The sequence below is a fragment of the Desulfosporosinus sp. Sb-LF genome (assembly GCF_004766055.1).
Classification (GTDB): domain Bacteria; phylum Bacillota; class Desulfitobacteriia; order Desulfitobacteriales; family Desulfitobacteriaceae; genus Desulfosporosinus.
This window is the reverse complement of the sequence record NZ_SPQR01000001.1, coordinates 180,942-205,007: the sequence shown is the minus strand read 5'-3', so window position 1 is coordinate 205,007 and position 24,066 is coordinate 180,942. Positions and strand designations below refer to the sequence as shown.

The window sequence follows — 24,066 nt, the reverse complement described above, 5'->3', positions numbered from 1 at the left end:
CTAATTTGTAGGAATCTATGTTACTTTGCTTCAGGCAATTCAAGCAATGCCTGCATAATGCGGTCGGCAATCCATTCCCTTCGATTTGTAACCCCTTCAGGTGCCTTTAGCATCTGAGCAGTCAAAGGTTTTCCTACCACGACCCCAATATTTCCCCATCCTTTGGTAAACAGGTTCCTTGTCCCATAAACCTTAACAGGAACAACGGTCGCTTTACTTTTCTCCATTAAAACAACCATACCCGGTAAGCCCTTTTGAATTTCTCCTGTCTGTGACCGTGTGCCTTCAGGAAAAAGTCCCAATACTCGACCCTCTTTTAAAATTTCCAAAGATTTTCGTATTGCACTCATATCCCCTTGCCCCCTTTTTACTGGGAAGGCACCAACCTTAGAGAAAATACGCCCTAAAACCGGGATACGGAATAACTCCTCTTTAGCCATAAAGGAAACCTGGCGTGAAAGGCTACAGGCCGCGACAACTGGGTCCCAAAGGCTAACGTGGTTAATCGCTAGAATAACGGGACCCTCTGTGGGTAAGTTCTCCGCTCCTTTGACTTTCCATCCCATTAACTTAAACAGAAGACGGAAAAACCCTTTCGCAAAATCGTATAACGACATTAACCCACCTCCTAAGCCAACGCTACAATTTTCGCCACGATTTCTTCGACACTTAAGCCCGTGGTGTCGAGAACAATGCCATCTCTCGCAGGTTTTAGTGGAGAAACCTCTCGTTCTGTATCCATACGGTCACGTCGTTGCATATCTCGTGTGACCTCTTCGAGGGATATATCTTTCCCGGCATGGCTAAGTTCGGCCCAACGGCGCTTTGCCCGCTCCTCGGGAGTGGCCGTTAAGAAGATTTTGATATCTGCTTCTGGCAAAACATGGGTGCCAATATCACGGCCATCCATGACCACACCTCCACGACTACCCTCCAAACGTTGAAGTTCAACTAGACGTTCTCTGACCCCAGGATAAGCCGCGACCGTTGAAACAGCTCGTGAAATTTCGGGGCAACGTATAGCCTCAGTGACATTCTCTCCATCGCACCAAACAATTCCTTCATCCGAATGATCAAGAACAACCTCCGTCGATTGAGCAATTTGGCTTACACTCAGTTCGTCTTCGATTGACGCTCCGTTTTTTAGCGCCTTATAAGCAATTGCTCGATACATGGCACCAGTATCCACATAAAATAAGTTCAAACGTTGAGCTACAATCTTGGCAACCGTACTTTTACCCGCACCAGCAGGGCCATCAATCGCAATTTGTAATGACTCTCTTTGTCTCACACTTCATGCTCCTTTTATTCAAATTGATAAACTAGTCGCGATCAATGTTGCAACTATATTATTCAATGCATGTAACGCAATAGAAGGATAAAGGGATTTATACTTGTCATAAAGGTAAACCAAGGCGATTCCCAAGATAAAACGCGGAACAAATCCGTAGAGTTGGAGATGAAGACCGGAAAATATCGCGGCACTAATCAACGCTGCGGTCCATTTTCCGAAGTATGTTTGTAAACCTCCAAAGATAACTCCTCGAAATAATGTTTCTTCCACTAAAGGAGCCACGACACCTGCTAAAAGCAAATTAAGAATCAAAGTATACCATGTAGCTTGCCCTAATAATTTGGTATATACATCTGTTGTCGGAGGATTTAACCCATGCTTGTATAAGACAAGGGCATAGATAATATTGACCGCCCATGTTGAGGCATAGATTCCCAAGACCTTTGGGATTACTTCTTTAAGCGGTACTCCCCGCCAACCAAGATCTGTCCATTTCCAATGCCGAACTTTCTTCAGAATCCAAATTAAGAGTGCGAAGGATAACTGAGTCATAAACGCATTCAGATACATTAAGACACGCTCATGAGGCCACCACTCCATTAATTCGAGGGTTCCCAAAGATAAGATAACATATAAAGCGACAACTCCGCCCAAAACCATTAAAAGATCTATCCAATTCAAGTTTCGTTGCGAAGGATTGCCTAACAGGCCAGAATTCGATTCAATTTCTTCGGCCATACTCACGCTCCCTCTTTTCCTTACTAAGAACACATATTTCTTCAAGTATTTTCCGAGACTAACGATTAAAAGGAGGGAATTCGTATGCATCTAACAGATACAACACTACAAGTTTATCATCGACATTATAAAATTCCCTTAGAGACCTATTTCAATACGGTTGCCCATTTCCTGGACCCGTGGGACGAACGTGCTTATCAGTTTGCTGTCCATCAGTTTCTGGAGGAAACCAAAGATGGAGGTATCGTGGGGATGGTTCGTCAAGAAAAAGACGAGAATTATGTCTATTTAGATGCTGCTGTACGTTACCCTGTTCAACAATAGTTTAAACTGTGAGTGATTCTGCTCCAGAAAATAATAACCTTTCTAAGTCGCTAACATTCGGCACGATAAAATCAGGCGCTGCATCTTGCAATTCTTTAACGGTTCCATACCCATAACCAACAGAAATAATATCGATATGGTTGGCTCTAGCTCCAAAAACATCAAAACGCCGATCCCCAATCATGACCACTTTCGACATTGAACCGACGGGCACCTTTTTCAGCACTTCGGCGATCAAAACATCCTTCTCTACAAATTGACCATTCAACTCGCTTCCCATGATGACACTAAAGCAAGAATCGAGTGAGAAATGTTTAAGAATTATTTCTGCAAAGACCTTTGGTTTTGACGTTGCCAACAGATGCATACAGCCCTTATCTTTTAACCGAACCAGCAAATCTGGAATTCCAGGATAAACATTATTTTCATAGAGACCTATCTCTGAGAAACGTTCCCTATAAAGCTCGATAGCTTGGTTTAGAAGAGATTCATCCATTGTTTTAAGAAGTATCTTAAAGCTTTCCTTTAAGGGCGGTCCAATAATCCATTCTAAATCATCAGCCTCTGGAATAGGAAAATCCAACTTCTTCAATGCGTATTGAACAGAACGTGTAATCCCTACTTTCGGGTCTGTCAATGTTCCATCTAAATCCCAAAGCAAAACATCATAAAGCACAAAATAACCCCCATTTTTTCCTTAAATTTCCCGGATGAATTCTACCTAAAAAAGCCATTCTAAAATGAAAGGGGGAATTAAAATGTTTTATCATCGGAGAAACCACCATGCCCATGGATTTCTTTATGCACTTAGTCTTGTCGGTGCCTTTTATCTCGGTAAAAAATACGAGGAAAATGGTTATTGTTTTATGTCACGCGGGTGCGGCTGTTCCAGTGACGACGAAGACATGGACATGATGAACGACGATTCCACGCCGAATAGCTTTCCAAGATAACAATATCACTATACTTCAATCAACGGTAGCTTTACTTACTACTAATAATCAAAACTCCGAGATTTTCTCGGAGTTTTCTTTATTTCACCCGCAAATGTTGTTCAATGGGCTCCGTGCGGTAATAATGCATTTGAGAGACTGGAACATAAGGTAACCCACTATCAAGTGACAGTGGCGGAAGCTCTCGCAGTTGTGACGGCCACCTCTCCATGGATTGAGACCCCAGTTGATTAATCAAGGTGCAAACCTTCTGAACACCCAAATCACAAAGTTCCTTGAGCGTCATCCTGTCGCGGGACTCCCTTTTGCAAAGCTTGGCGAGCAATATGCCAGTGAGTTAATTCTTTCGGCACAAAACCCCTCCTAATCAACTCAAAACTTGTTCCCTTAAAACGGACATTTCGCTGGCAAAGTGTTCTTTTAGCAATCTACGCATCGAGTAGGCCTTAGTCTCACGCAAAAAAAGCGAGACCTAGTCTTCGAACTTAGCTACATAATACAATAATCCATCAAGAAATAAAACACCACCTTTTTCTGCCTACTGTCAAATCTCATGTTAAACAGTAGTCAGAAAAAAGTGGCCTATTTCAAGAACGATATGAATCTCTGGCTCTAGCAGTTAGCCTTTTATTCAAGATTCACTGCAGTAACTTATCTAATCCCCAGAACGTGGTCATTCCGAAGATAATTCCCAGAAAAAGATTGGGTACAAATCTAGCAAAAAGAAAGGTTAAGACCCCAGTCCATAAAAAGGGGTTATGCGTTAGGGCAATTGTCCCTCCCGGTGTCACTAACTCCGGTACGACTAAGGCAGCTAGTAAAGCAATCGGGACGAGTTCTATGAAGTCCCGTGCAAAACCTTGCACATCCTTTCCTTTGAACAGAAGGAAAGGAAGAACTCTCGAGCCATATGTGACTAAAGTCATTAATAATACCGTCTCTAGAAATTGGAGTGACACCGACTTTCCTCCTTCTCTCTTTTGCGCCACCATGCCCCAATTCCAGCGGCGAAGGCCACACTTAAAATAAGATAGATTTTCCCTGGAATAAGCAATTTAAAAACGATAGCCAGGATCGCGGCCAAGAGGTATGTCATATAATTTTTCTTTGAGAGCGACGTTGTCGTCAAAATAATAAATAAGGCTAAGAGGGCGAATTGAAAACCCGAAAACTGGATAGGCAACCATTTTCCAATGACACCACCAAGGATGGTAAAAATAACCCAAGAAGAAAAAGATCCTAGGTTAATCCCAAGCATGACTCGGCGGCGGGTTTCCTCTTCATGAACATCTTTTAGAATCTTCGTATTAAGCACAAATGTTTCATCTGTTAGCCCTTGAGCTAGCCCCAAAGACCAGGGGAGAGTTCTTTCCGGGAAAAAGGGAACGGCCGACAAACTCATCAGCAAATGACGAATATTAATAATCAATGTAGTCAAGCCGATCATCCAAACAGTAGCCCCCTGATGGATCATTTCGATCGCAATAAACTGCGAGGCACCTGCATAAACAAAGATAGACATCAGTCCGGCTTCCCAAACTGCCAGACCGTACTGCGACGCTAAGATTCCAAAGGTCACCGCTACTGGAGCATACCCGATCACGATCGTCAGGGATTGACGCAATCCATACGTAAATCCCTTATTAACTTCAACTGATGTTTCGCTTTTCATTGAATAACCTGCTTAATCACGTGTAAGAAATCTGGATAGGAAACATCTGCAGCATCCATATTTTCCACACTAACTCCTTCCTTCGATACCAGTCCAGCGATCGCCCACGCCATCGCCAACCGATGATCCCCATGGCTACTCACGAGTCCGCCACGTAAGGAAGAATGACCTTGAATGCGCAACCCATCGGGAAGTTCCTCAACTTTTGCCCCCAAAGTATTCAATCCGTTGGCGACTGTACGGATGCGATCGGTCTCTTTAACTCGTAGTTCTGCTGCACCCCGTATAACGGTTTCTCCTTCGGCTAAGCTTGCCGCCAACGCCAAAATTGGGATTTCATCAATCAATCGTGGAATTAAATCCCCACCAATTTCAGTTCCTTTGAGACGTGCAGGTCGAACTCGTAAAGTTGCCCTAGGCTCACCACATACTTCCGAAACATCCGTCACCTCAATATCTGCTCCCATAGCTCGCAACGCGTCTAAAATCCCGGTACGGGTCGGGTTCACACCGACATCTGGCAGAATCATTTCTCCACTTCCTGCTAGACTTCCTAAGACGAGAAAAAAAGCAGCCGATGAAATATCTCCAGGCACTGAAACGTCTTGACCAGTTAAGTGCCCGCCCCCTTGAACCCAGATCTCTGTCCCTTCACTATGGACATCGACTCCAAATCCCCTGAGCATCCGTTCGGTATGATCTCTCGAACGAGCGGGTTCTTCAACTCTTGTTTCTCCCTTCGCTCTCAGACCTGCTAAGATGATGGCCGATTTCACCTGGGCCGAAGGCACTAGAGTTCGAATAGTATGCCCTTGCAACTGACCACCGTTCATCGTCAAAGGCACCAAATTACCCCCTTGGCGACCCATGATCTGGGCACCCATCTGCTTGAGAGGGTCAGTGACACGCCGCATCGGTCGTGAACGTAGAGATGCATCTCCAGTTAGAGTGACGGAAAACGGACTTCCTGCCAACACACCAAGCATCAGTCGTAAAGTCGTCCCTGAATTCCCCGCATCCAGTACGTCAGAAGGCTCCCGCCAAGCTTCCATACCCTGGCCACAAATTCGAACCTCAGACCCCTGCCTCTCCCAAGACACTCCAAGTTGTTTTAAACACCGAAGCGTACTCAAACAGTCCTGACCTAGTAAGAAATTCGAAATATAGGTTTCTCCATGAGCCATCCCGCCCAAAAGCGCTGCCCGATGAGAAATAGATTTATCACCTGGGACTCGGATTTCTCCTGCAACGCTAGTGACCGGCATTATAAACACACCTCGCATAGGTACTAACCCCCTAAGTCCATGATTTGTCGGATTACTTGATGCATTCTCGAACTAAATGGGCCTTTCTAAAAGCTTCGGCAACAGACTCCCCATCTCCTTGCTGAAGGAACTCTCGCATTTCCCTAATTTTATGTTCCCAGAGAGTAAGCCCACCGAGAATTGCATCAGCATTTCTCACCATAATTTCCTTCCACATTTCAGGAGAACTATCAGCTATACGCGTTAAATCTCGAAAACTACGTCCGGCTAATTCCAAAACCGGTTCCCCCTCTTTTGAGGCATCCTGCGCAGCTAACGTCAAGGAAACCGCCAAAAAATGGGGAATATGACTGACCATTGCCACTTCAAGATCATGATCCACAGGTTCACGGAACACGACTATAGCGCCAAGATGTTGTACAACCTTCACTAAAGCTTGTACAACATCTTGGGGGCAACCTGCCGCAGGGGTTAATACATAGGGATACCCTCGAAACAGATTGGGATCTGCTACTCTAAACCCAGACAATTCAGAGCCTGTCATTGGGTGACCACCCACAAAAAAGAAGTCGCTAGAACCCCTATGATCGATTTCAAACGACTTTTCACAAATTTCTTTCTTTAAGCTTCCTACATCGGTCACGATCGTCCCCTTAGGAACCCTACCCACTAGATTCTCTAACCCGTATGTCAATTGCTGAAGAGGAAGAGCTAAAACGACCAAATCAACCTCTAGAAAATGAGGCATGGACGTCCAGCCTTCCTCAAGCCACCCTCGACTCAAAGCTTCGTCGATACTAGCTTTCTCCGGATCAACCGCAAGGACTTCCCATCCAGCATGGTGCAGGGCACCTGCCCACGATCCACCAATTAATCCCAAACCAATGATGCAAGCCTTCGGAGTACGAAGGCCTGACCATCCTGGTGTCAAATTCCCCTTGGTCCCTGAGGGACTATATCCGTCTGTCAACATGAAAAACGTCCCCCAATTGACGATCAAGTGCATGAGAAAGTCTCGCTAATTGAGTCATCATAACTTGGAATTTTTCAGGTGTTAAAGACTGTTTTCCGTCTGAAACGGCCTTCTCGGGCTGAGGGTGAACTTCAACAATCAAGCCGTCTGCTCCAGCAGCCAATGCTGCCTTCGCCATAGGTTGAACCAGTTGCCAGCGCCCAGTTCCATGACTGGGGTCAACAATGACCGGGAGGTGAGAAAGAGCATGCAGAGCAGGGACCATGCTTAAGTCAAGCGTATTTCGAGTATAATTTTCAAACGTTCGGATTCCCCGCTCACAGAACATAACCTGATAATTCCCTCCATCCATGATGTACTCCGCTGCCATCATCCATTCTTCTAATGTCGCGGACGGCCCTCTTTTAAGTAGTACTGGCTTCCCACACTTAGCTACTTCTTTAAGGAGGATAAAGTTCTGCATGTTCCGAGCACCGATTTGGAGAACATCCGCATAATCAGCGACCAAAGAAACATCCTGCGCGTCAATTACTTCCGTAACGACTAAAAGTCCTGTTTCCTCACGTGCTTCTGCTAAATAACGCAATCCCTCTTCCTCTAGTCCTTGGAAAGAATAAGGGGAAGTACGCGGCTTGAAGGCACCTCCACGTAAGAAGGTCGCACCAGCTTCCTGCACAGCATGTGCAGTTTCCAGTATCTGAGCTCTGCTCTCAACAGCACACGGTCCAGCCATTACGTGGATTTTACCACCGCCAATTTCTTGGCGGCCTATTCGGATAATAGTATCCGCAGGATGAAATTCACGACTAACTAGTTTATAAGGTGCCATAATAGGGACGACCTTTTCAACCCAAGGTAAAGCCTCTAAATCAAGGGCTTCAATTCGCATGCGATCTCCAATGGCCCCCATGATCGTTTTCTCTACCCCTTGTGAAAGATGAACTTTTAAGCCCTCTTCCGTTAACCGTGTGGAGACCTCTTCAATCTGTTCTACTGTAGCACCCTTTTTCAAAACAATAATCATTTTTCCCGACCCCTTTCTACCATCCTACATGTGCTCTCCATCTTTTAGCGTTTCTTCTAGTGCCTGCTTTTCCTACATTTTTGCAATTGACATGTTCAAAAATAGAACAAAAAAGCACCCTGAATAGAGGGTGCTTTGACTCCAAATCGCTCCCATCCTACTATCCTACTTAAATACGCGCGAGTTCTTCTACGCGAAGCACCCACAAGAATCCCATGTCCGCCATTCTACATTTGACTTTGCCATACAAAGCCAGCTCACTTACCGAAAGTTCTTTTTTATTTAGACTATCTTACCACAGAAAGGTCTGTTATCACAACCCCTAAAACAGATCAACTTACGGATCAGCGTCTAAAAGATCTTTACGTAATATTACCGCATCGCGTAAAAACATGTGCCTGATTTCCGTTTGATTTCGCGCAGTGTTAACGTGCAACAACACTCGAATGCAGTGAGGAAGCGCACCTGGCACTGGGATTTCTGTCGAACAAAGGAGCGGTACCAACTGCCAACCTATTTCACGTGCACTTGAAGCAGGAAAATCCGCATTTAAATCCGGGGTTACAGTAAAAATAGCACTAACCAAGTCATCCGTGCAAAGTAAATTTTCAGACATGATCGATCTCAAAAGTTCTTGGGTCGCTTCCCGAATCTCCTTAGCATCATTGCGATCTACCGTCGTCGCGCCTCGTATTCCTCGTACCATGTGCTAACCCCCTTACTCTTTGGGAGCAACGCGATGTCCAAGTCCCACAGCCACCTCGTCCAAATGTAAAAGCCCAATTCCAAAAAAGACCGCAACACTTAAATGGTCATCTTGACGAGCAATTCCAATCTTTCCCCCAATGTTTAGACCCATGGCCTTGTTCATAATTTGACTTAAGGCCTCGCGAGTGGCACCCGCAACTGCCCCTTCATCCCCGTGTGTTTCTTTAATAGCCCCTTCTCGTTTAGCGGCTACAATAGCGCGTTCTACAATCTTGCGAACGGAACTAACGTACTCTCCACCGTAATCGACTGCTGCGGTTTTAACCCCAAGTCGATGAAATGATTCCTTCAAATGAACCTCTTCTTCTCGGCTCTCTGACATGGCCATCTTTAATGCAGCAAGCGCAATTTTCTTGCTTTGTGCCATCATCGCGTACTTCCTTTCCCTAGAAAAAGACACCTTTCAGTATCTATACTTTTTTCGGTAACCATCCCACTATCATTAACTACAACTTAAATAAATGCGAATCATTTCTTAAGTTCCTTATATAGCACGAAAGCATACTCCGTCCTACCGTACTCCCCTCCTTCATCTCCCATTGTTTAAGAAAAAACCAAGACTATATTTTAACAATTATAGTACTCCTTCAAGTGATTTGCAATACTATGGTTTCACCACCACGTTCTGAATGTTCCCTTGCACCACGAAAATCTGATTTTGACGGGGCTCAAGCAATTGGGCATCTTTCTTAATAACTTGAACCTTAATAGATTGAGACACACCTATCCCATCTAGTTGAATTTGACCTGATGAAACCGTCATTTGCTGTTCCCCTTTGGCAAGGGTGGCAGTCACCTTTCCATTTTGGAGCACCCGGATAGGTGCAGCCGGTGTCGCTTTTAAAGTAATCTGCCAAGTTTTAACTGCTGCTTGCGTCGGATTTGCAAGAGGAGGGAGATCCATAGGAGGGGCTTCGACCTTTGCTGCCACCGCCATATAGAATTGAAGTGGATCCCTAACTGCACTCAACTGCATTAAAACAAGCAAAATTGAGGCCAGAACCATAATCCTAATTATCCTGCGTTCTCCCTGCTGAACTGTATTCCACATCCATTCTAATACGCTTCGTCGCATGCTAAACACCTCGAAAGAGTTTATGCACTTAAAGTCTTAATCAGACCTATGATAATGTGCCCTTGCCTGCTGCACGTCCAGCTCGAAAGCCCATAGCAAACGCAGCCTGGAGATTATACCCACCCGTAATGCCATCGACATCCACGACCTCGCCTGCCCAATAAAGCCCTTCAACACATTTTGAGGCCATTGTTTTAGGGTTAATTTCCTTAACATCGACCCCCCCTGCGGTTACAATTGCAGTTTCTATAGAAAGTGTCCCTGTAATAGTAATGGGTAATCCATGCAGCAAACCGACCAAGCGTTTACGTTCTTCTCTGCTGATTTGATGCACTACCCCGTCTGGGTTGATCCCGCATAAGCGAATCATGACTGGAATCAGGCTTTGAGGTAGGAGGTCATCCAACGCATTCTTGAACTGCTTATTGCTGTACTTTTGGAAATCCCGTTGGACCCTGGCATCTAACTGTTCAGCTGAAAGAGCAGGCTTTAGATTAATGTGCAACTCAACTTTTTGTCCTTCGCGCAGCGCATCCCCTGCCTGACGGCTTATCGTTAAAACAATGGGACCTGATACCCCAAAATGCGTAAACAACATTTCCCCAAACTCTGTCGATTGTTTCTTCCCACTAATCCACAACGAGGCTTCAACATTTCGCAAGGCTAACCCCTGTAACTCCTTCACCCACTCTTCGGACGCTTTTAGGGGAACTAAAGCAGGCCGCGGGGTGATTACACGGTGCCCTAGTTTCTTGGCAAGCCGAAAGCCATCTCCGTTTGATCCTGTCGCAGGGTAAGAGGATCCTCCTGTACAAACTATTACCACAGGTGCTAAGTACTGTTTTTGGCCCGTCCCTCGCACTCCGATGACATGTCCGTTTTCAATCATTATCTCGTCCACCGCCATGCCGGAACGAATCACTACTCCCTTATCGGCAAGAAAGGCTTCCAGGGCTTCAACGACCTTTTCTGCGTCATCAGAAACAGGGAAAACTCTTCCTCCCCGTTCAACCTTCGTCTCTACCCCGTAATCGGCAAGAAAATCCCGTAAGGCTATGTTATCAAAATCTCGCAAAATACCATGTAAGAAGCGACCATTCCCGGGGTAGTGGTTAATAAAATCCGACACATTTTCTTCATTGGTTATATTACAGCGTCCTTTGCCTGAAATGGCTATTTTTCGACCCAAGCGTTCCTTCTTTTCTAGCAATAGAACCCTTGCACCGCCTTTTGCGGCTTGTCCGGCGGCCATCATTCCTGCTGCTCCGCCACCCACCACAATAACCTGATATTCGCTCATTCGTTTATTCCTCTCTTCTTAGGTTCTTATCAAGCAAGTAGCCGCCACAAGCGACACCTAGAGCTCTTAAGTAAGACTTTAAATTACATATTTACAAATCTAACGATATTATTTAACGTTTCTTCTTTTTAAAACCCTCAAGTCAAAAAAGACATTCCAAAAGAAACGCCAAAGATATAGAAACATATTCTAATTAAACCGATTTATGGTTTAATTTTTTGTGATTTTCTAATTCTTACCACCTCTATTAAAGTATCTTAACATACCTCATGCTGAAAGTGAATTAAGGGTATTTTTGATCTCGGAAGTCTTCTGTGCTAAGATTGAGAGTAAATCTCTTTGTCAATATACTGAAATAGCAAATCAGGAGGAATGTTTCATGAGTCTCGATCAACGCACGATAGCGGTAACACAAATTTCTGCAGCAGCAGCTTGTAATGCTCTTGCCGCGCTCCGCCTAGCAGTCACAGAAGCCTTAACGTTGGGCATAAGCTCAGAAGAAATTCAAGAAATTCTGGCTTTAGCTAAAGACATTCAACAACAACCTATTTCACATGTGACCCATATGATCGATCAGCTTTTTCGTGAACAGAAGAAAAAGACACACGAACAGAGTGCCCACTGCGATTGCGGCGGCCACCATGCTTAGGGTAGGATTACACACTATATGCTAAGCTTCTACCAAACGATTCAATCCTTTCACAATACGAGTACTGATGCCTTTTTCATTTTGCTCAGTTTTTTAGGAAGTGAACCAACCTATATACTCATAATTTCGGTTCTCTTTTGGAATGTAGACAAACGTTTTGGTTTTAGACTAGCCGTTTTATTTCTAACATCCATGGCTTTTAATGGCTTTCTCAAAGGGTTCTTTCACACCCAACGGCCGATCGGCCAATCGGGTGTCCGTTCCATTTATCTTTCATCCGCTACAGGAAATTCATTTCCCAGTGGTCATAGTCAAGGTGTTGCCACTTTTTACCCCTACCTATGGCAACGTTGGAGGAGTCAAAAGAGATTGCTTGGAATAGGAATTTTCATGATTGTGGGAATAGGATTTTCGAGACTCTACCTAGGATTACACTGGCCTGGTGACGTCTTGGGCGGGTATTTATTAGGTGCTCTCATAGTCTTAGGGTTTCAGCAACTTGATGAAACCCTGTTTAGGCTTCCAATTCCTTTACCCTCAAAACTCCTCTTGTCCGTTACACTTCCTCTGATTTTTTTACTTGTTTACCACACCCATGAAGGGTGGCAAATGGTCGGCTTTGTTATCGGTTTTACCAGTGGATATTTTTTGGAGGACTCGTTTCTGGATTATCGGGAGCATACGCGATTCGCTTTCTCCATCTGTAAAACACTTGTTGGGCTCGCCATTCTTGGACTTTGGGTCTGGCTTTGGCACCCGCTAACCCATTACTACCCCTGGGTTTACCTACCAGTCCTCACATTAGGAGGACTATGGACATCCTTCGGAGCCCCTTATATATTTCGTCGATTCGGTTGGGAAGGTCCTCTAGGGGATGATAAATCCGTGGCTGTCCGGATCGTTGGTCGAACAGACCAAACATAAATCCGCGTTATCAAAAATCCGTTTGCCGCATCGGCTGCAATACCTGGGGCTCCCCTCGTAAATCAAAATTTTACCCGTCATTAAACGATGATTCAACGGTTTAAGGCTAAAGGACAAGGCCTGGGAGCGACAAGTTTCTATACAACGTTGGCAATGAACACATTTTTGTGGTTCGAAAATGAGCTGCATTGATAAAATTCTATCTTCTTTGGTAGGATCCTCGGGACTAGGATTCATTTCTTCCCTCTTTTGTAATGAACCTTGTGGGCAAATTGCTGCACAAACCCCGCAACTGGTACACGAATCTGCTACAAATAAAGCACGGAATGGGATTTTTTCTTCCATTAAATGCCCCAATGATTCAATGAGCCACTGCCGATATTTTGGAATAGGATACGTCTCATCGGCAGCCAAGTTAGGTAACCACTCTTCGATCTTTTCCTTGCCTTTCTGACGCCAACCAATCCCCTCAGCAGGTCGTACAGTTGGGCTAGGTGCCGCTAAAGTCTGTGGTTCGACTGCATCTTTATCTGGCCGGACTTGTATACGAATGGGTGAATGTTCCGGCCAATCTACATGAATCAGTTTAAAGGTCTGAACACTGGAGGCACATGCTCGACGGTCTTCACACTCGGCACAATTACCTGTTAGAATTGTCACAGATTTTTCTTTCGCCAAGAGCATAAGGGTCATCCAACCGTCACGATCCAGCATCCCCAAACATGGGATCTCAAAACCAAGAGCGATCGACTGCGGACAATTTAAAACAATTTCGTTTGACTCGAAGAGATAATCATGTAGTTTATCCATTGTCTGATCAACAAACCCGTCACTTGGACAGGCGGCCATACATACGCCACATTCCGTACAATGTCTTGGTTCCAACTGGCGATATTCCGTGATCGCTTGGTGCGGACAATTCTCTATACACAATCGACAAGCACGAGCATAAGGTTTTTTCGTATTAAGACAATTTCCGTTGTGGTACACCATTTTGCATGTCATGCTTTTATCCTCACTATCATTTTTCCTGTAAACTATCAGCCTTCCCTAATTTGATAAGAAAAGAGGCGAAACACTCGCCCAGTGTATCCGCCTCTTCTATTCAACCTCCAGCTATTTCGAAAGCTGGTTCTCGACACCTACTAAGTGATCCATCATGGCTTGTCGGGCTCTCTCTACATCGTGGTCTTTAATCGACTGATAAAGAGCATAATGATCGTCATATAATTTCTGGGGCGTGTCCGTGTCCCGGTCCTCTGCAAGCTTGGCACGACTATTTCTCAAGGCCTTTTGCATAGTATCGGAAATAGTATTCATCAGACGAATCAGGATCTTATTATGAGTTGCCCTGGCAATTGCATAATGAAAATAATGATCCGCATCCTCACCCGAACGATGCAAGGCGAGATCTAGCCTCATAATTTCTAAGGTTTTAAACATACCATGTATCTCTTCTTCATCTGCTCTCTCAGCGGCTAGCCCCGCAGCCTGAACCTCTAGGATCTTACGAGCTTCATAAAGTTCCTGATCCGTATCTTTTTCAATGAATAGCATCCAAGCGAGAGGAGCAACCACCGATTCGATATTAACCTGTCTAATGTACGTACCTTCCCCAGAACGGACTTCGATCAGACCCATCATCTCTAGGGCACTGATAGCTTCACGAATCGATGAACGACTGACTTGAAACCGATCGACTAATTCGCGCTCTGAAGGCAAACGGTCGCCAGGTTTTAAATGTCCTTCAACGACGAGCTGCCCTATTTGATCTACGATCTGTTCATAGATTTTCCGAGTTTTAATGGGCTTTAAGATCACCCTTTTTCACTCCTTCAGACCTGTTCTACCGTCAACCCATATTATTACTCAAGTGTAGCATGAGATTGAGCCAAAATCCATCATTTTTCAAAAACATGGAAACGCTTTCTGAAAACGTTTCCATGTACAAGAATCCCGGAAAAAACATTCAAGGTAGTACGGCGTTCAACCAATCAAGAACGCTTTTTTTCTTTTTTACCTGCACGATAAGATTCTGCTAAAATCTGAATTGTATGCATTACTTGTTTCTCCAGTCCAGCATTTTCGACTCCACTTTGCAATTGTAAGCGACAAGCTGGACAACCCGTTGCCACTGAATCCGCTTGAGTTTGAGCAATATCCGCAGTTTTACGGTCCGAAATCTGCACGGATAGATCTGGATGAACGAGACTAAAAGATCCAGCCATCCCACAACAACGACCAGGTTCTTTCATTTCGATCAGTTCAACACCAGGTATACTTTTAAGAATTTCACGCGGCTCCTGATTAATTCCCTGCCCGCGGTTTAAGTGACAAGGATCATGATACGTCACTTTTCGGGAGACGCGACCTAAGCCTTCCTTTTTAAACGGTACTTGATGGACTAAGAACTCAGCAATATCATACGATTTGCCAGCCCATTTATCAGCTAAGGCTTTGAATTCAGGGTCATTCTCAAGTAACTCGGCAAATACATGCTTCCAAGCTGTTCCTCCAGAAGAGCAGGCCACTACCAAAGCGTCTGCCCCCTTTTTCTCAAACTCTCTCAAATTACGTCTTGCCAGAGCACGAGCCGAGATGACATCGCCATTCACAGAGGCAGGGATACCACAACACCCCTGACCCTTCGGTATAACAACTTCAATATCATTTTCAGTAAGAACCTCGACCACAGCTTTACCCATATCCGTATAAAAATAGTTGATCATACAACCAGTGAAAAATGCCACTCGCATCTTAGGACTTTTGACCCGGATCACTTCTGGATACTCGGATCGTAAAGTCTTCTTCGCTAACATCGGGAACACTTTATCCGTTCCAATCCCAATATCAAAACGCATTCGAGCTATACGATCGCTTTTATGAGGCAAATGCTTCAAGGCTACACCCTGGAACACACTCCCTGTCTTCATACCCAGATCAAACAACCGTTGCATCTTTAATGCCGTAAAGGCGATTTTTTTGACCGAGTGTAACCCCTTTTTACGAACAGCTTCTGCCCTAGCAGCAAGGATAATCTTATCAAACCGAACTCCGCACGGACAATTATTGTTACAAGCCATGCAAGTTGTGCAAAGTGAAAAACGATCCGCCATTCCCTCAGTCATTTCTATTTCTCCCGAGAGAAGATATTCCGCTAAACTAATCTTTCCCCTTGCTACTCCAACTTCTTGACGTGTTTCCTTATAAATGGGACATACTGCCTGACAGTTCCCACATTTCATACATTTATGGAGTTCTTCGGTAATCGAATCCAGTGAATCATATACGGACACGATTAGTCCCTCCTTACAATCTTCCCTGGGTTCAACACATAGTTTGGATCCAGGGCTTCTTTAATACGCCGCAATGCTGCTACGCCAGCTTCTCCAAATTCCATATTAAGATATTTCATTTTAGCGATACCGATCCCATGTTCGCCCGAAAGAGTTCCACCTAGGGAAATAGCTACCTGGAAAATCTCGTCGACCGCCAGGTGCACCCGTTTCATTTCTTCCACATCTCGTTCATCGGTCAAAATTGTGGGATGTAAATTACCATCCCCAGCATGTCCAAACGTTGCAATTTGAAGATTATGCTTTTTAGCTATTCCACGAATTGCTTTAAGCATATCTGGTATTTTGCTACGTGGTACGGTCGCATCTTCAAGTACAGTCGTTGGTCTTTTTTGTGCGAGAGCCGGCAGGGCAGTGCGGCGAGCCAACCATAGAAGATCGCGTTCTTTATCATCTTTAGCAATATTGACCTGAACGGCCCCTTCTTCTTTCAAAATCCGTTCAACCAAAACCGATTCCCTAGCGACAACTTCTTTATATCCATCGACCTCACACAAGAGGACCGCTTCGGCATCGATCGGGAGCCCCGCATGAACAAAGTGCTCTACCGTTTGGATAGTATCATTATCCATAATCTCTAGGGTTGCAGGTATCACTTTATTACGAATAATTGCTGCGATAGCCTTTCCAGCCTTATCAAGATCATCAAAGACTGCTAAAATACTTTTCCGTGCCTCAGGAGCTGGTATCAGTTTGACAATTATTTCAGTAATAATCCCCAAGGTTCCTTCTGCGCCAGTGAAGAGGGCTACTAAATCATACCCCGTAACATTTTTAACCGTTTTTCCTCCCCAACGAATAACATCTCCATTGGCTAAGACCACCTTTAAACCCATGATATAATGCTTTGTTACACCGTATTTCAGACCTCGTAACCCTCCCGAGCACTCTGAAACCGAGCCACCCATGGTTGCTGTTGTAACTGTACCGGGATCCGGCGGATAAATTAATCCATACTTTCCGGCTTCATCGTTGAGGGCTTGTATAATCAATCCTGGCTGAACTGTCGCCGTTAAATTATCCTGATCAACTTCAAGGATTTTGTTCAAGTTGAGCATGGAGAGGACAATACCCCCTTGAACCGGAATAGTCCCCCCACTGAGGTTCGTTCCAGAACCTCGCGGATAGATTGGGATTTTGTAATTAGCAGCGATTTTCACGACTTCCACTACTTGTTCAGTGGAGACGGGCGTAATTACAACATCTGGTTTTTGATGCTTCATCGCCGCGGTTGCATCGTAAGCATAGGTGAGTAAGTCTTCCTGCTCAGTGAGAACATTTTCAGAGCCGAGCACTTGAATAAGTTCCTGTAAGACTTGACGATCTAACATTCTTTAACCCCCTTAAAACTTATCAACATACTGTTATCGTTTATTTGTCGAACGTCTAACGTTCTGACGGTCAGACCAGTTTTCTATACCTTTATATTAATTCAATTGTATCTATATTTCAATATAAATTTATAATTCCCTTTTTTACCAAAAAAATGGGAAGTGGTTTTATGAAACCACTTCCCACAAATAACATTATTCGGTGAAATCTAAGTTTAGTGCAGTATTGATGCGATCATCGGCATTATACCTGCAATTGTTGGCATCATGCCTTGGAACACATACGCCTGGAGATAAGTCATGATACAAACGAGCAACAAGAGGAAGATCGAATGTTTTAGTGTGAAACGGAAGAGGTCAGACTCTCTACCAACTAAGCCGGTTGCTGCTGCAGCAACTGCAATGGATTGTGGCGAAATCATTTTCCCCATAACACCACCGGAGCTATTTGCCGCAATGGCCAGAATAGGATTAATACCGATTTGTTGAGCTGAAACATTTTGGAGTTGACCGAATAAAGCGTTAGCTGAGGTATCAGAACCCGTTAAGAATACGCCGAGCCAACCTAGCATTGGAGAGAAGAACGGGAATGCATGGCCTGTTTGGGCAAACAAAAGACCGAGGGTATAAGAAAGCCCAGAGTAGTTTGCAATATAAGCGAAGCCCAATACCGAACCAATCGTGATGACGGGATAGATAAGTGTTTTTAGCGTTGTTCCAGCCACTTTAGCTGATCTAGCCGGGCTTATACGAAGAATAATCATGGTAATAACCGCTGTGATTAGAATCGCGGTCCCTGCATATGCAAAGAAATCAAACTTGTAATTTGCAGCGTAGAGGGTAGGTTTCTTAACGATTGGCGCTGCTTTCATAACAAAGCCATCAAGACCAGGCCAGTGAGGGATCATTACAAACCACTTGAGAGTTTTACCAACATAATCTTTAAAACTATTTGTACCCCAAATAGCTACTATGAGGGTGAGTACTATAAATGGAGACCATGCTTTAAGGATCTGACCGCCAGTATATTTTTTATACTGCTCAACCTTTTCACCTTTCTCATTTGGGAAACGCCAGATGTTTTTTGGTTTCCAGAATTTGAGTAAGGTTGCTAAGCAAACGAGTGAAAATAGCGAAGCAATAATGTCGGGGAGCATAGGTCCGAGGAAATTTGAAGACCACCACTGGGCAATGGCGAAGGTTACACCTGCGGTCAAAATAGCGGGTAAGACTTCCTTGGCACCTTTCCAACCAGCCATTACAATTATTAAATATAAGGGAACAAAAACGGAAAGGAAAGGGAGCTGACGTCCTACAGCAGCAGAGATGATGTTACCACTAACCCCAGTAGCTGCAGCAGCTGCAAGGATCGGAGCACCAATTCCACCAAAGGCAACTGGAGCCGTGTTCGCGAGTAAGCAAAGACCTGCAGCATAGAGAGGTTCAAAACCCAATCCAATTAGGATCGCACCGGTAATTGCTACTGGTGTACCAAACCCGGCAGCACCTTCTAAGAACGCGCCGAAAGAAAACGCGATGAGAAGGGCTTGAAGACGACGGTCATTAGACAAAGAAGCAATTGAACTTTTAATAATATCAAACTGCCCAGCTTCGACAGTCAGGTTATATAGGAAAACGGCGGTCACAATAATCCATGCAATCGGGAACAATCCGTTTAGGATTCCTAGTAAACTTGCGGAAATTGCAAGCCCTACTGGCATCTTGTAGACAATAATTACATCAATAATGGTGAATAAGAGCGTGGTACTCCCAGCGATATGTCCTTTCATGCGCTTAATTGCTAGTGCCCAAAATAAATAGAAGATAGGAAGGGATACAGCAAGTGCCGTTAATCCAATGCTATTTCCAATAGCGGCATAGTTCTGTGTCCATGGCATAGATAATTCCACCTTTCATATAAGTATAAATCAAAGTTTGTCCGTTTCATCTTAAAATTATCCGCTTTTCCCACTCACTCTATTTTTTCCTCACCTCCAAAAGTTTGCCATCAATTTCTCAAACGGTTAATACAGACTGACTGTTAAGCGGTCAGACCGCCTAACCAGTATGTTATAAACACATATTAAGCTAATCTTAAGAAAATTTCAATATGTAAAAACACTGTTAGAGAAAAAAACAAATTTCACAAGCCTTTTCCGACCATATTGTCATTAAGTTTCCTGATTATAAAAACCACTCTTACCATTTATCGCAAATATTTCTGTTCTAGTAATTTAATCTCTTGTTGAAACGACTGACTTAAACGAAACAACAATCGTTCCATATCCAAACGGTGTAGTGATATATTCTCTGGACTTAAGAATTCAATTTTACGAAATTCATGTTTAACCAAAAGAGGGAGTAAATCATCCAGATTTTCTACCCGCAAGGTCAACACAATGGGTGCATAAGCAACTTCTTGGTTGCGTCTTCCATTCTCTTGACTTACGACATAGACATCAAGACTTAAATCGACATCTTCAATAAGAATCCCTTGTAATGGAACATTTCGCAATAAGGCAACCTGTTGTTCCCTTATAGTTTCTGCCATTTGTTCTTTACTTTTACTACCGAAAAAAAATCGTCCACTCTTCGATTCACCGCGGTAATCTAACCGGATCCGCACTCGAATGTGTTCTGTTAAAAGCTCATTTCCAATTCGAATCTTCATACTTGACTCTCTCCATTCCACATTTTCAGCATTATCTCATCATATTTTGCTTCTATATATTCTTATATGTTTAATTTTCTTATGTAATCTTTGCTTTAGGTTTTGATTTATGGACATACTAAAAAACGCAAGAATTATTTTAAAGCACTTTTAAGGGAGGTATAAAAAAGATGCAGAAAACAGCTATTGCAATTTTTAAAGGGCCTCAACAAACAAAAGAGGCCATTGAAGAAATCCAAGGAGAATCCTTGGCGAATAGTAAAATATCGGTCATAGTTCGTAGCGAATATATCCATCAGGGAGATTTCCACGAAGAAATTGCCAATGAATTAGCCTATTACCCCAGTGAGATTAACTTAGACAAATTTAATGCATGGCTAGTTCAGGCACCGCCGTTTGTTGTACAGAATTTAGGTCAAGTCGTTGTCGCCGGACCGCTAGCTAGTCAACTTATGCACCTGCCTCAGGGAAGCGGACTTGTCGAAGTACTCCAGAGCTATGGCCTATCCGAAATCCGAGCTCGGCATTACGAACATGAAGTTCGCACAGGGCATTGGTTAGTTTTAATCCAAACAAGCAATGACAAGATCAATTCCGTGGCAAACGCCTTGCGTTCTTTCGGTGGAAGAGACATCGAAAAATGGAATACAGAGATTGAACATCCAATTTACCCAAAAGGTTAACGATTCTAAAGTCCTACTTTGGAGCGCAAATCTTTGATTTCTCGGATCGAAAGTGGACGGTAAGCCCCCGAAAGAAGAGTATTCTCCTCGGTTAGTGATCCAAAACGAATCCTTTCTAGTTTAACTACTGTATATCCGATAGCTGCGAACATCCGTCGAACTTGACGATTTCGGCCTTCATGAATCGTTACCTCCAAAATTTCCAGAGGATCCTTTTTCAATTTGAGATTCGATCCATTAGAATTACCGCTCACGCGCACAACTTTGGCGGGAGCGGTTTTTCCGTCTTCAAGCAGTACCCCCTGCCGCAGACTTTCAAGCGCATTAATGCCAACAGGACCTTGCACCCAGACACGGTATGTCTTTTCTACCCCATATGAGGGATGCATCAAACGATGGGTTAATTCTCCATCGTTGGTGAGTACTAATAAACCTGATGTGTCGTAATCCAGCCTACCCACGGGATAAACCCGCACTTGAACATCTCTCATCAAATCGACCACTGTGAGGCGTCCTTGTGGGTCACTGGCACTTGTAATCACACTAACCGGTTTATTGAGTAGATAATAGTGTAAACCCTCTGCTCGTTGAACCGATTGCCCATCTACTTCAATACGGTCTTGAATCCCTACTTTAGTCCCAAGAGCGGTAACCGTATTCCCATTGACTGTCACACGACCATCAACAATCAGTTGTTCGGCATGTCGTCGGGAAGCCACTCCGGCTTGGGCTAGCACTTTCTGCAATCGTTCTCCACCCTCATTATCTTGAGCCATTTTTCTCACCTTCCATGAATGATAATCCTTTTCTCTTTGCACCCTCATAAACCGCATCCTGCCAATGACTAAAGCGTCTTCCTCGTCATCAAGGTTTTGCCCTAGAGTTATTTAAATCAAAAATTCCTGGGCCAATTTCCGGATAACTATTCTGAACCTTTTTCCAAAACTGTTCTTTCTGCTCGCTTTGGGGAAGGCGAACAAGATAATCGCCTGGGAATCGTTGTAGTATTTTAGAGGGAATTTCGTCATCCTTTACAGTAGTCATTCGAAACCCTACACGGTGGGCATAATAAAATGTCATCGGTGGCGTATCACTTAAGACAAGAATACTTGAGGCTGGAGTATGGTCCTTGATCCAACTTGCCTGTATTAGATATTGGGGGTCCCACTGATACTTGGCCGTTAAAGATGTATAAAAACCTCGGTTGATCAAGACTAAGAGCACAATTCCAATCACAGTTCCTGGTAAATCACCGATTACATCAAGAGCATACGCACTGAGCAGGGCTACAAGAGGTAAAATTGGAACTAAGTAATAATCTAAGGGAATTCGGGCACAAACCACCCCAATATAGAGAACACCAATCCCTATCCAAGCCAAAAGGGCCATCCGCGCTCGTGAATGGCAATAAATCAAGCGGCAAATACCCACTCCAGAAAGAAGGAGAATACCCTCGTTGAATCCTCGTCGAATATTCTTGCTCAATAATTTCCAGTCCAAATTACTGGCATCTGCTACGTTCCCTGTTAATATTCCCGATACAAACTGACTTGAAGGCGCGACTTTGAAATGTACCCATCCATAGTATAACATAGGTGGAATAAGCGCAATTAAACTATAACGAATAATCTGACCGATTCGATGAGGTTTAAAAGGGTAAAAACCAAGCAGGAGGGCAACCGGAAACAACATAAGCTGAGGAAGCTTAGCTAATATTGCACCTGCCATAAGCAAGGCAACTTTCCATATTCCTTTCTCCCCCTGTACATTTCTCCATCTCCAAATCATCGCCAAAGCCCAAATACTCCAAGCTTGAGCCATTGGTTCAGGCATAACAACACGTCCATAATAAATCGACAAGGGCATCACGGCATAAATGGCTGCAGCAAAAAGTCCTGCGCGTTCCGTGAACATCTTCCGTCCCAAATCATAGATTCCGACCACCGTGACCAGGGATAAACAAACCGACCATAGACGTCCCCAAATATCTGCCCAACCGAATAAAGACCACGTCCACGCCAAGAGGTATGGCAAAAAGGGAAATTCTAATTCAACCCTTTGAGGAGTAACCCCATCATAATTGAGCTGAGGTAAAAAAACACTCGGAAAATCCGTCAAATGTCCAAGCATATGTATCGACATACTTGCAGTATCTGCCTGTCTCCAGGCTTGATTGTCTAACAAGGGGTTCGTAATTCCCCTTAGTCGGGTCCCTAAGGCTAAGAGTAGGATCAGAATCAAGAGAAATTGTCTTATTCCTCGGCCCATTCAGCTGTACTCCATGTTTTAAATTTTATTTGGTAAATTAGCTGGATATATCCCCAAATCGTTGCCCATATTCTCATTTTACTAGCACCCTTTTTCAGTTCATAGTGCAGTTTCAAGGGGATTTCAGTCACGTTCTCTGCGAAAGGTGCAACCTTCAGCAGCAATTCTACCATGCCTGAAAAATTGCGACTTTGAATAATATTCGGGCCATATTGCCGAGTTCCTTCGGCCAAGACCGAAAGTCGATAAGCACGATAACCACAAGAATAATCCCGAACCCCTTTTATCGGAGCGAAATAATGCATAAATTTCCCCGCTCCCCAAGATAGGCCCCTACGCCCTAAGGAAAGTCCATGTTGCTCTCCACCTTGGACATAACGAGAAGCGATCACTAAATCAGCACCCGAGCAAATGGCCTCGTATAACAAGGGAATGTGGTTTGCGGGTTGGGTATTATCTGCATCCATCGTGATAACCATGTCTGGGGAATCTTGCTTCATCCGGACTCCGGTTTCCTGAAAGTCATGTTGATTTCCTCCAGCGTTCAAGACATATTGAAAACCACTGTTTAAGGCCGCACCAAGGCCCTGGTTTTGTTCGTGATCAACTCTATGGATGTTTGTTTGAGTTTGAGCATAACTATTGACCACCTCCAGAGTGCGGTCTGTACTTCCATCGTTAACGACGATAATCTGATGAGGAATCGTCTCGCAGTTTTGTTCTATGTCTTCCAGCAATGTTGGAAGCGCTTCGTCCTCATTATACGCGGGTAAAACAATATAAAGCATACTACACAAT

At 44.1% G+C, this 24,066-nt stretch carries 28 protein-coding genes; 5 read left to right on the top strand and 23 right to left on the bottom strand.

Annotation, left to right across the window (positions count from 1 at the left end):
• Nucleotides 1–20: 20 nt before the first annotated feature.
• Genes E4K68_RS01060 through E4K68_RS01050 form a run of 3 tightly spaced genes read right to left on the bottom strand, consistent with a single transcriptional unit; the run spans nt 21 to nt 2,032 of the window.
• Nucleotides 21–617 carry a lysophospholipid acyltransferase family protein gene (locus E4K68_RS01060; RefSeq protein WP_135376900.1) on the bottom strand — a complete coding sequence of 199 codons (597 nt, stop codon included), beginning with the start codon at nt 615–617 and terminating at the stop codon, nt 21–23.
• Between the two features lie 11 nt (nt 618–628).
• Nucleotides 629–1,291 carry a (d)CMP kinase gene (gene cmk / locus E4K68_RS01055; RefSeq protein ID WP_135376899.1) on the bottom strand — a complete coding sequence of 221 codons (663 nt, stop codon included), beginning with the start codon at nt 1,289–1,291 and terminating at the stop codon, nt 629–631.
• A gap of 18 nt (nt 1,292–1,309) precedes the next feature.
• Nucleotides 1,310–2,032 (bottom strand): type II CAAX endopeptidase family protein, encoded by a 723-nt coding sequence (locus E4K68_RS01050; RefSeq protein WP_135376898.1) that lies wholly within the window; start codon nt 2,030–2,032, stop codon nt 1,310–1,312.
• A gap of 84 nt (nt 2,033–2,116) precedes the next feature.
• On the opposite strand from E4K68_RS01050, the gene E4K68_RS01045 reads away from it, so the two are divergent.
• Nucleotides 2,117–2,356: a hypothetical protein gene (locus E4K68_RS01045; RefSeq protein ID WP_135376897.1), complete on the top strand. Its 240-nt coding sequence runs from the start codon at nt 2,117–2,119 to the stop codon at nt 2,354–2,356.
• A gap of 1 nt (nt 2,357) precedes the next feature.
• Here the strand turns inward: E4K68_RS01045 and E4K68_RS01040 are convergent, their stop codons facing one another.
• Nucleotides 2,358–3,032, bottom strand: a complete 675-nt coding sequence (locus E4K68_RS01040) for an HAD hydrolase-like protein (protein ID WP_135376896.1) — start codon at nt 3,030–3,032, stop codon at nt 2,358–2,360.
• Between the two features lie 82 nt (nt 3,033–3,114).
• Here E4K68_RS01040 and E4K68_RS01035 point away from each other — a divergent pair, with 82 nt between their 5' ends.
• Entirely contained in the window at nt 3,115–3,309 is a 195-nt protein-coding gene (locus E4K68_RS01035; protein ID WP_135376895.1) for a hypothetical protein, read from the top strand.
• Between the two features lie 79 nt (nt 3,310–3,388).
• Here E4K68_RS01035 and E4K68_RS01030 read toward each other — a convergent pair whose 3' ends face one another.
• The 10 genes from E4K68_RS01030 to E4K68_RS00985 form a co-directional block, all read right to left on the bottom strand.
• Nucleotides 3,389–3,595: a hypothetical protein gene (locus E4K68_RS01030; RefSeq protein ID WP_135376894.1), complete on the bottom strand. Its 207-nt coding sequence runs from the start codon at nt 3,593–3,595 to the stop codon at nt 3,389–3,391.
• Nucleotides 3,596–3,947: 352 nt separating this feature from the next.
• Nucleotides 3,948–4,268 (bottom strand): AzlD domain-containing protein, encoded by a 321-nt coding sequence (locus E4K68_RS01025; RefSeq protein WP_135376893.1) that lies wholly within the window; start codon nt 4,266–4,268, stop codon nt 3,948–3,950.
• Nucleotides 4,250–4,981 carry an AzlC family ABC transporter permease gene (locus tag E4K68_RS01020; RefSeq protein ID WP_135376892.1) on the bottom strand — a complete coding sequence of 244 codons (732 nt, stop codon included), beginning with the start codon at nt 4,979–4,981 and terminating at the stop codon, nt 4,250–4,252. The genes E4K68_RS01025 and E4K68_RS01020 overlap by 19 nt, the downstream gene beginning before the upstream one ends.
• Nucleotides 4,978–6,264, bottom strand: coding sequence for a 3-phosphoshikimate 1-carboxyvinyltransferase (aroA, locus tag E4K68_RS01015; RefSeq protein WP_135376891.1), 1,287 nt, complete (start codon nt 6,262–6,264; stop codon nt 4,978–4,980). Before aroA ends, E4K68_RS01020 begins: the two co-directional genes overlap by 4 nt.
• Nucleotides 6,265–6,298: 34 nt before the next feature.
• On the bottom strand, nt 6,299–7,219 hold the full coding sequence (locus tag E4K68_RS01010) for a prephenate dehydrogenase/arogenate dehydrogenase family protein (protein ID WP_135376890.1): 921 nt from the start codon (nt 7,217–7,219) through the stop codon (nt 6,299–6,301).
• Nucleotides 7,200–8,243 carry a 3-deoxy-7-phosphoheptulonate synthase gene (aroF, locus tag E4K68_RS01005; RefSeq protein ID WP_135376889.1) on the bottom strand — a complete coding sequence of 348 codons (1,044 nt, stop codon included), beginning with the start codon at nt 8,241–8,243 and terminating at the stop codon, nt 7,200–7,202. Before aroF ends, E4K68_RS01010 begins: the two co-directional genes overlap by 20 nt.
• A 337-nt stretch (nt 8,244–8,580) precedes the next feature.
• Nucleotides 8,581–8,949 carry a chorismate mutase gene (gene aroH, locus E4K68_RS01000; protein WP_135376888.1) on the bottom strand — a complete coding sequence of 123 codons (369 nt, stop codon included), beginning with the start codon at nt 8,947–8,949 and terminating at the stop codon, nt 8,581–8,583.
• Nucleotides 8,950–8,961: 12 nt separating this feature from the next.
• Nucleotides 8,962–9,381, bottom strand: coding sequence for a HutP family protein (locus tag E4K68_RS00995; protein WP_199241658.1), 420 nt, complete (start codon nt 9,379–9,381; stop codon nt 8,962–8,964).
• Between the two features lie 234 nt (nt 9,382–9,615).
• Complete coding sequence (locus tag E4K68_RS00990) at nt 9,616–10,086, bottom strand: hypothetical protein (protein ID WP_135376887.1); 471 nt, start codon at nt 10,084–10,086, stop codon at nt 9,616–9,618.
• A gap of 46 nt (nt 10,087–10,132) precedes the next feature.
• Nucleotides 10,133–11,386, bottom strand: a complete 1,254-nt coding sequence (locus E4K68_RS00985; RefSeq protein ID WP_135376886.1) for an NAD(P)/FAD-dependent oxidoreductase — start codon at nt 11,384–11,386, stop codon at nt 10,133–10,135.
• Between the two features lie 379 nt (nt 11,387–11,765).
• Between E4K68_RS00985 and E4K68_RS00980 the strand changes: the two genes are divergently transcribed.
• Nucleotides 11,766–12,035 carry a hypothetical protein gene (locus tag E4K68_RS00980; RefSeq protein WP_135376885.1) on the top strand — a complete coding sequence of 90 codons (270 nt, stop codon included), beginning with the start codon at nt 11,766–11,768 and terminating at the stop codon, nt 12,033–12,035.
• Nucleotides 12,036–12,053: 18 nt separating this feature from the next.
• On the top strand, nt 12,054–12,959 hold the full coding sequence (locus E4K68_RS00975; protein WP_135376884.1) for a phosphatase PAP2 family protein: 906 nt from the start codon (nt 12,054–12,056) through the stop codon (nt 12,957–12,959).
• Here the strand turns inward: E4K68_RS00975 and E4K68_RS00970 are convergent.
• From E4K68_RS00970 to E4K68_RS00945, 6 genes are all read right to left on the bottom strand, one after another.
• The gene (locus E4K68_RS00970) at nt 12,903–13,964 is read right to left on the bottom strand and encodes a 4Fe-4S binding protein (protein ID WP_135376883.1); all 1,062 of its coding nucleotides are present in this window, start codon (nt 13,962–13,964) and stop codon (nt 12,903–12,905) included. The two genes, E4K68_RS00975 and E4K68_RS00970, sit on opposite strands and share 57 nt — an antisense overlap.
• Before the next feature lie 111 nt (nt 13,965–14,075).
• The gene (locus E4K68_RS00965; RefSeq protein WP_135376882.1) at nt 14,076–14,780 is read right to left on the bottom strand and encodes a FadR/GntR family transcriptional regulator; all 705 of its coding nucleotides are present in this window, start codon (nt 14,778–14,780) and stop codon (nt 14,076–14,078) included.
• A 173-nt stretch (nt 14,781–14,953) separates the two neighbouring features.
• Nucleotides 14,954–16,255, bottom strand: a complete 1,302-nt coding sequence (locus E4K68_RS00960; protein ID WP_135376881.1) for a (Fe-S)-binding protein — start codon at nt 16,253–16,255, stop codon at nt 14,954–14,956.
• Nucleotides 16,256–16,257: 2 nt separating this feature from the next.
• Nucleotides 16,258–17,646, bottom strand: a complete 1,389-nt coding sequence (locus tag E4K68_RS00955) for an FAD-linked oxidase C-terminal domain-containing protein (protein ID WP_135376880.1) — start codon at nt 17,644–17,646, stop codon at nt 16,258–16,260.
• 215 nt (nt 17,647–17,861) lie between these two features.
• Nucleotides 17,862–19,544: a lactate permease LctP family transporter gene (locus E4K68_RS00950; protein WP_135376879.1), complete on the bottom strand. Its 1,683-nt coding sequence runs from the start codon at nt 19,542–19,544 to the stop codon at nt 17,862–17,864.
• 308 nt (nt 19,545–19,852) lie between these two features.
• Nucleotides 19,853–20,317, bottom strand: coding sequence for a hypothetical protein (locus tag E4K68_RS00945; RefSeq protein ID WP_135376878.1), 465 nt, complete (start codon nt 20,315–20,317; stop codon nt 19,853–19,855).
• Nucleotides 20,318–20,487: 170 nt separating this feature from the next.
• Between E4K68_RS00945 and E4K68_RS00940 the strand changes: the two genes are divergently transcribed.
• Nucleotides 20,488–21,000, top strand: coding sequence for a hypothetical protein (locus tag E4K68_RS00940; RefSeq protein WP_135376877.1), 513 nt, complete (start codon nt 20,488–20,490; stop codon nt 20,998–21,000).
• 5 nt (nt 21,001–21,005) lie between these two features.
• Here the strand turns inward: E4K68_RS00940 and E4K68_RS00935 are convergent, their stop codons facing one another.
• The 3 genes from E4K68_RS00935 to E4K68_RS00925 all read right to left on the bottom strand — a co-directional run bounded on the left by E4K68_RS00935 (nt 21,006) and on the right by E4K68_RS00925 (nt 24,056).
• Nucleotides 21,006–21,776 (bottom strand): pseudouridine synthase, encoded by a 771-nt coding sequence (locus E4K68_RS00935; RefSeq protein ID WP_135376876.1) that lies wholly within the window; start codon nt 21,774–21,776, stop codon nt 21,006–21,008.
• A gap of 88 nt (nt 21,777–21,864) precedes the next feature.
• Nucleotides 21,865–23,268, bottom strand: coding sequence for a glycosyltransferase family 39 protein (locus E4K68_RS00930; protein WP_135376875.1), 1,404 nt, complete (start codon nt 23,266–23,268; stop codon nt 21,865–21,867).
• Nucleotides 23,253–24,056 carry a glycosyltransferase family 2 protein gene (locus tag E4K68_RS00925; protein WP_135376874.1) on the bottom strand — a complete coding sequence of 268 codons (804 nt, stop codon included), beginning with the start codon at nt 24,054–24,056 and terminating at the stop codon, nt 23,253–23,255. The genes E4K68_RS00930 and E4K68_RS00925 overlap by 16 nt, the downstream gene beginning before the upstream one ends.
• Between the last annotated feature and the right edge of the window lie 10 nt (nt 24,057–24,066).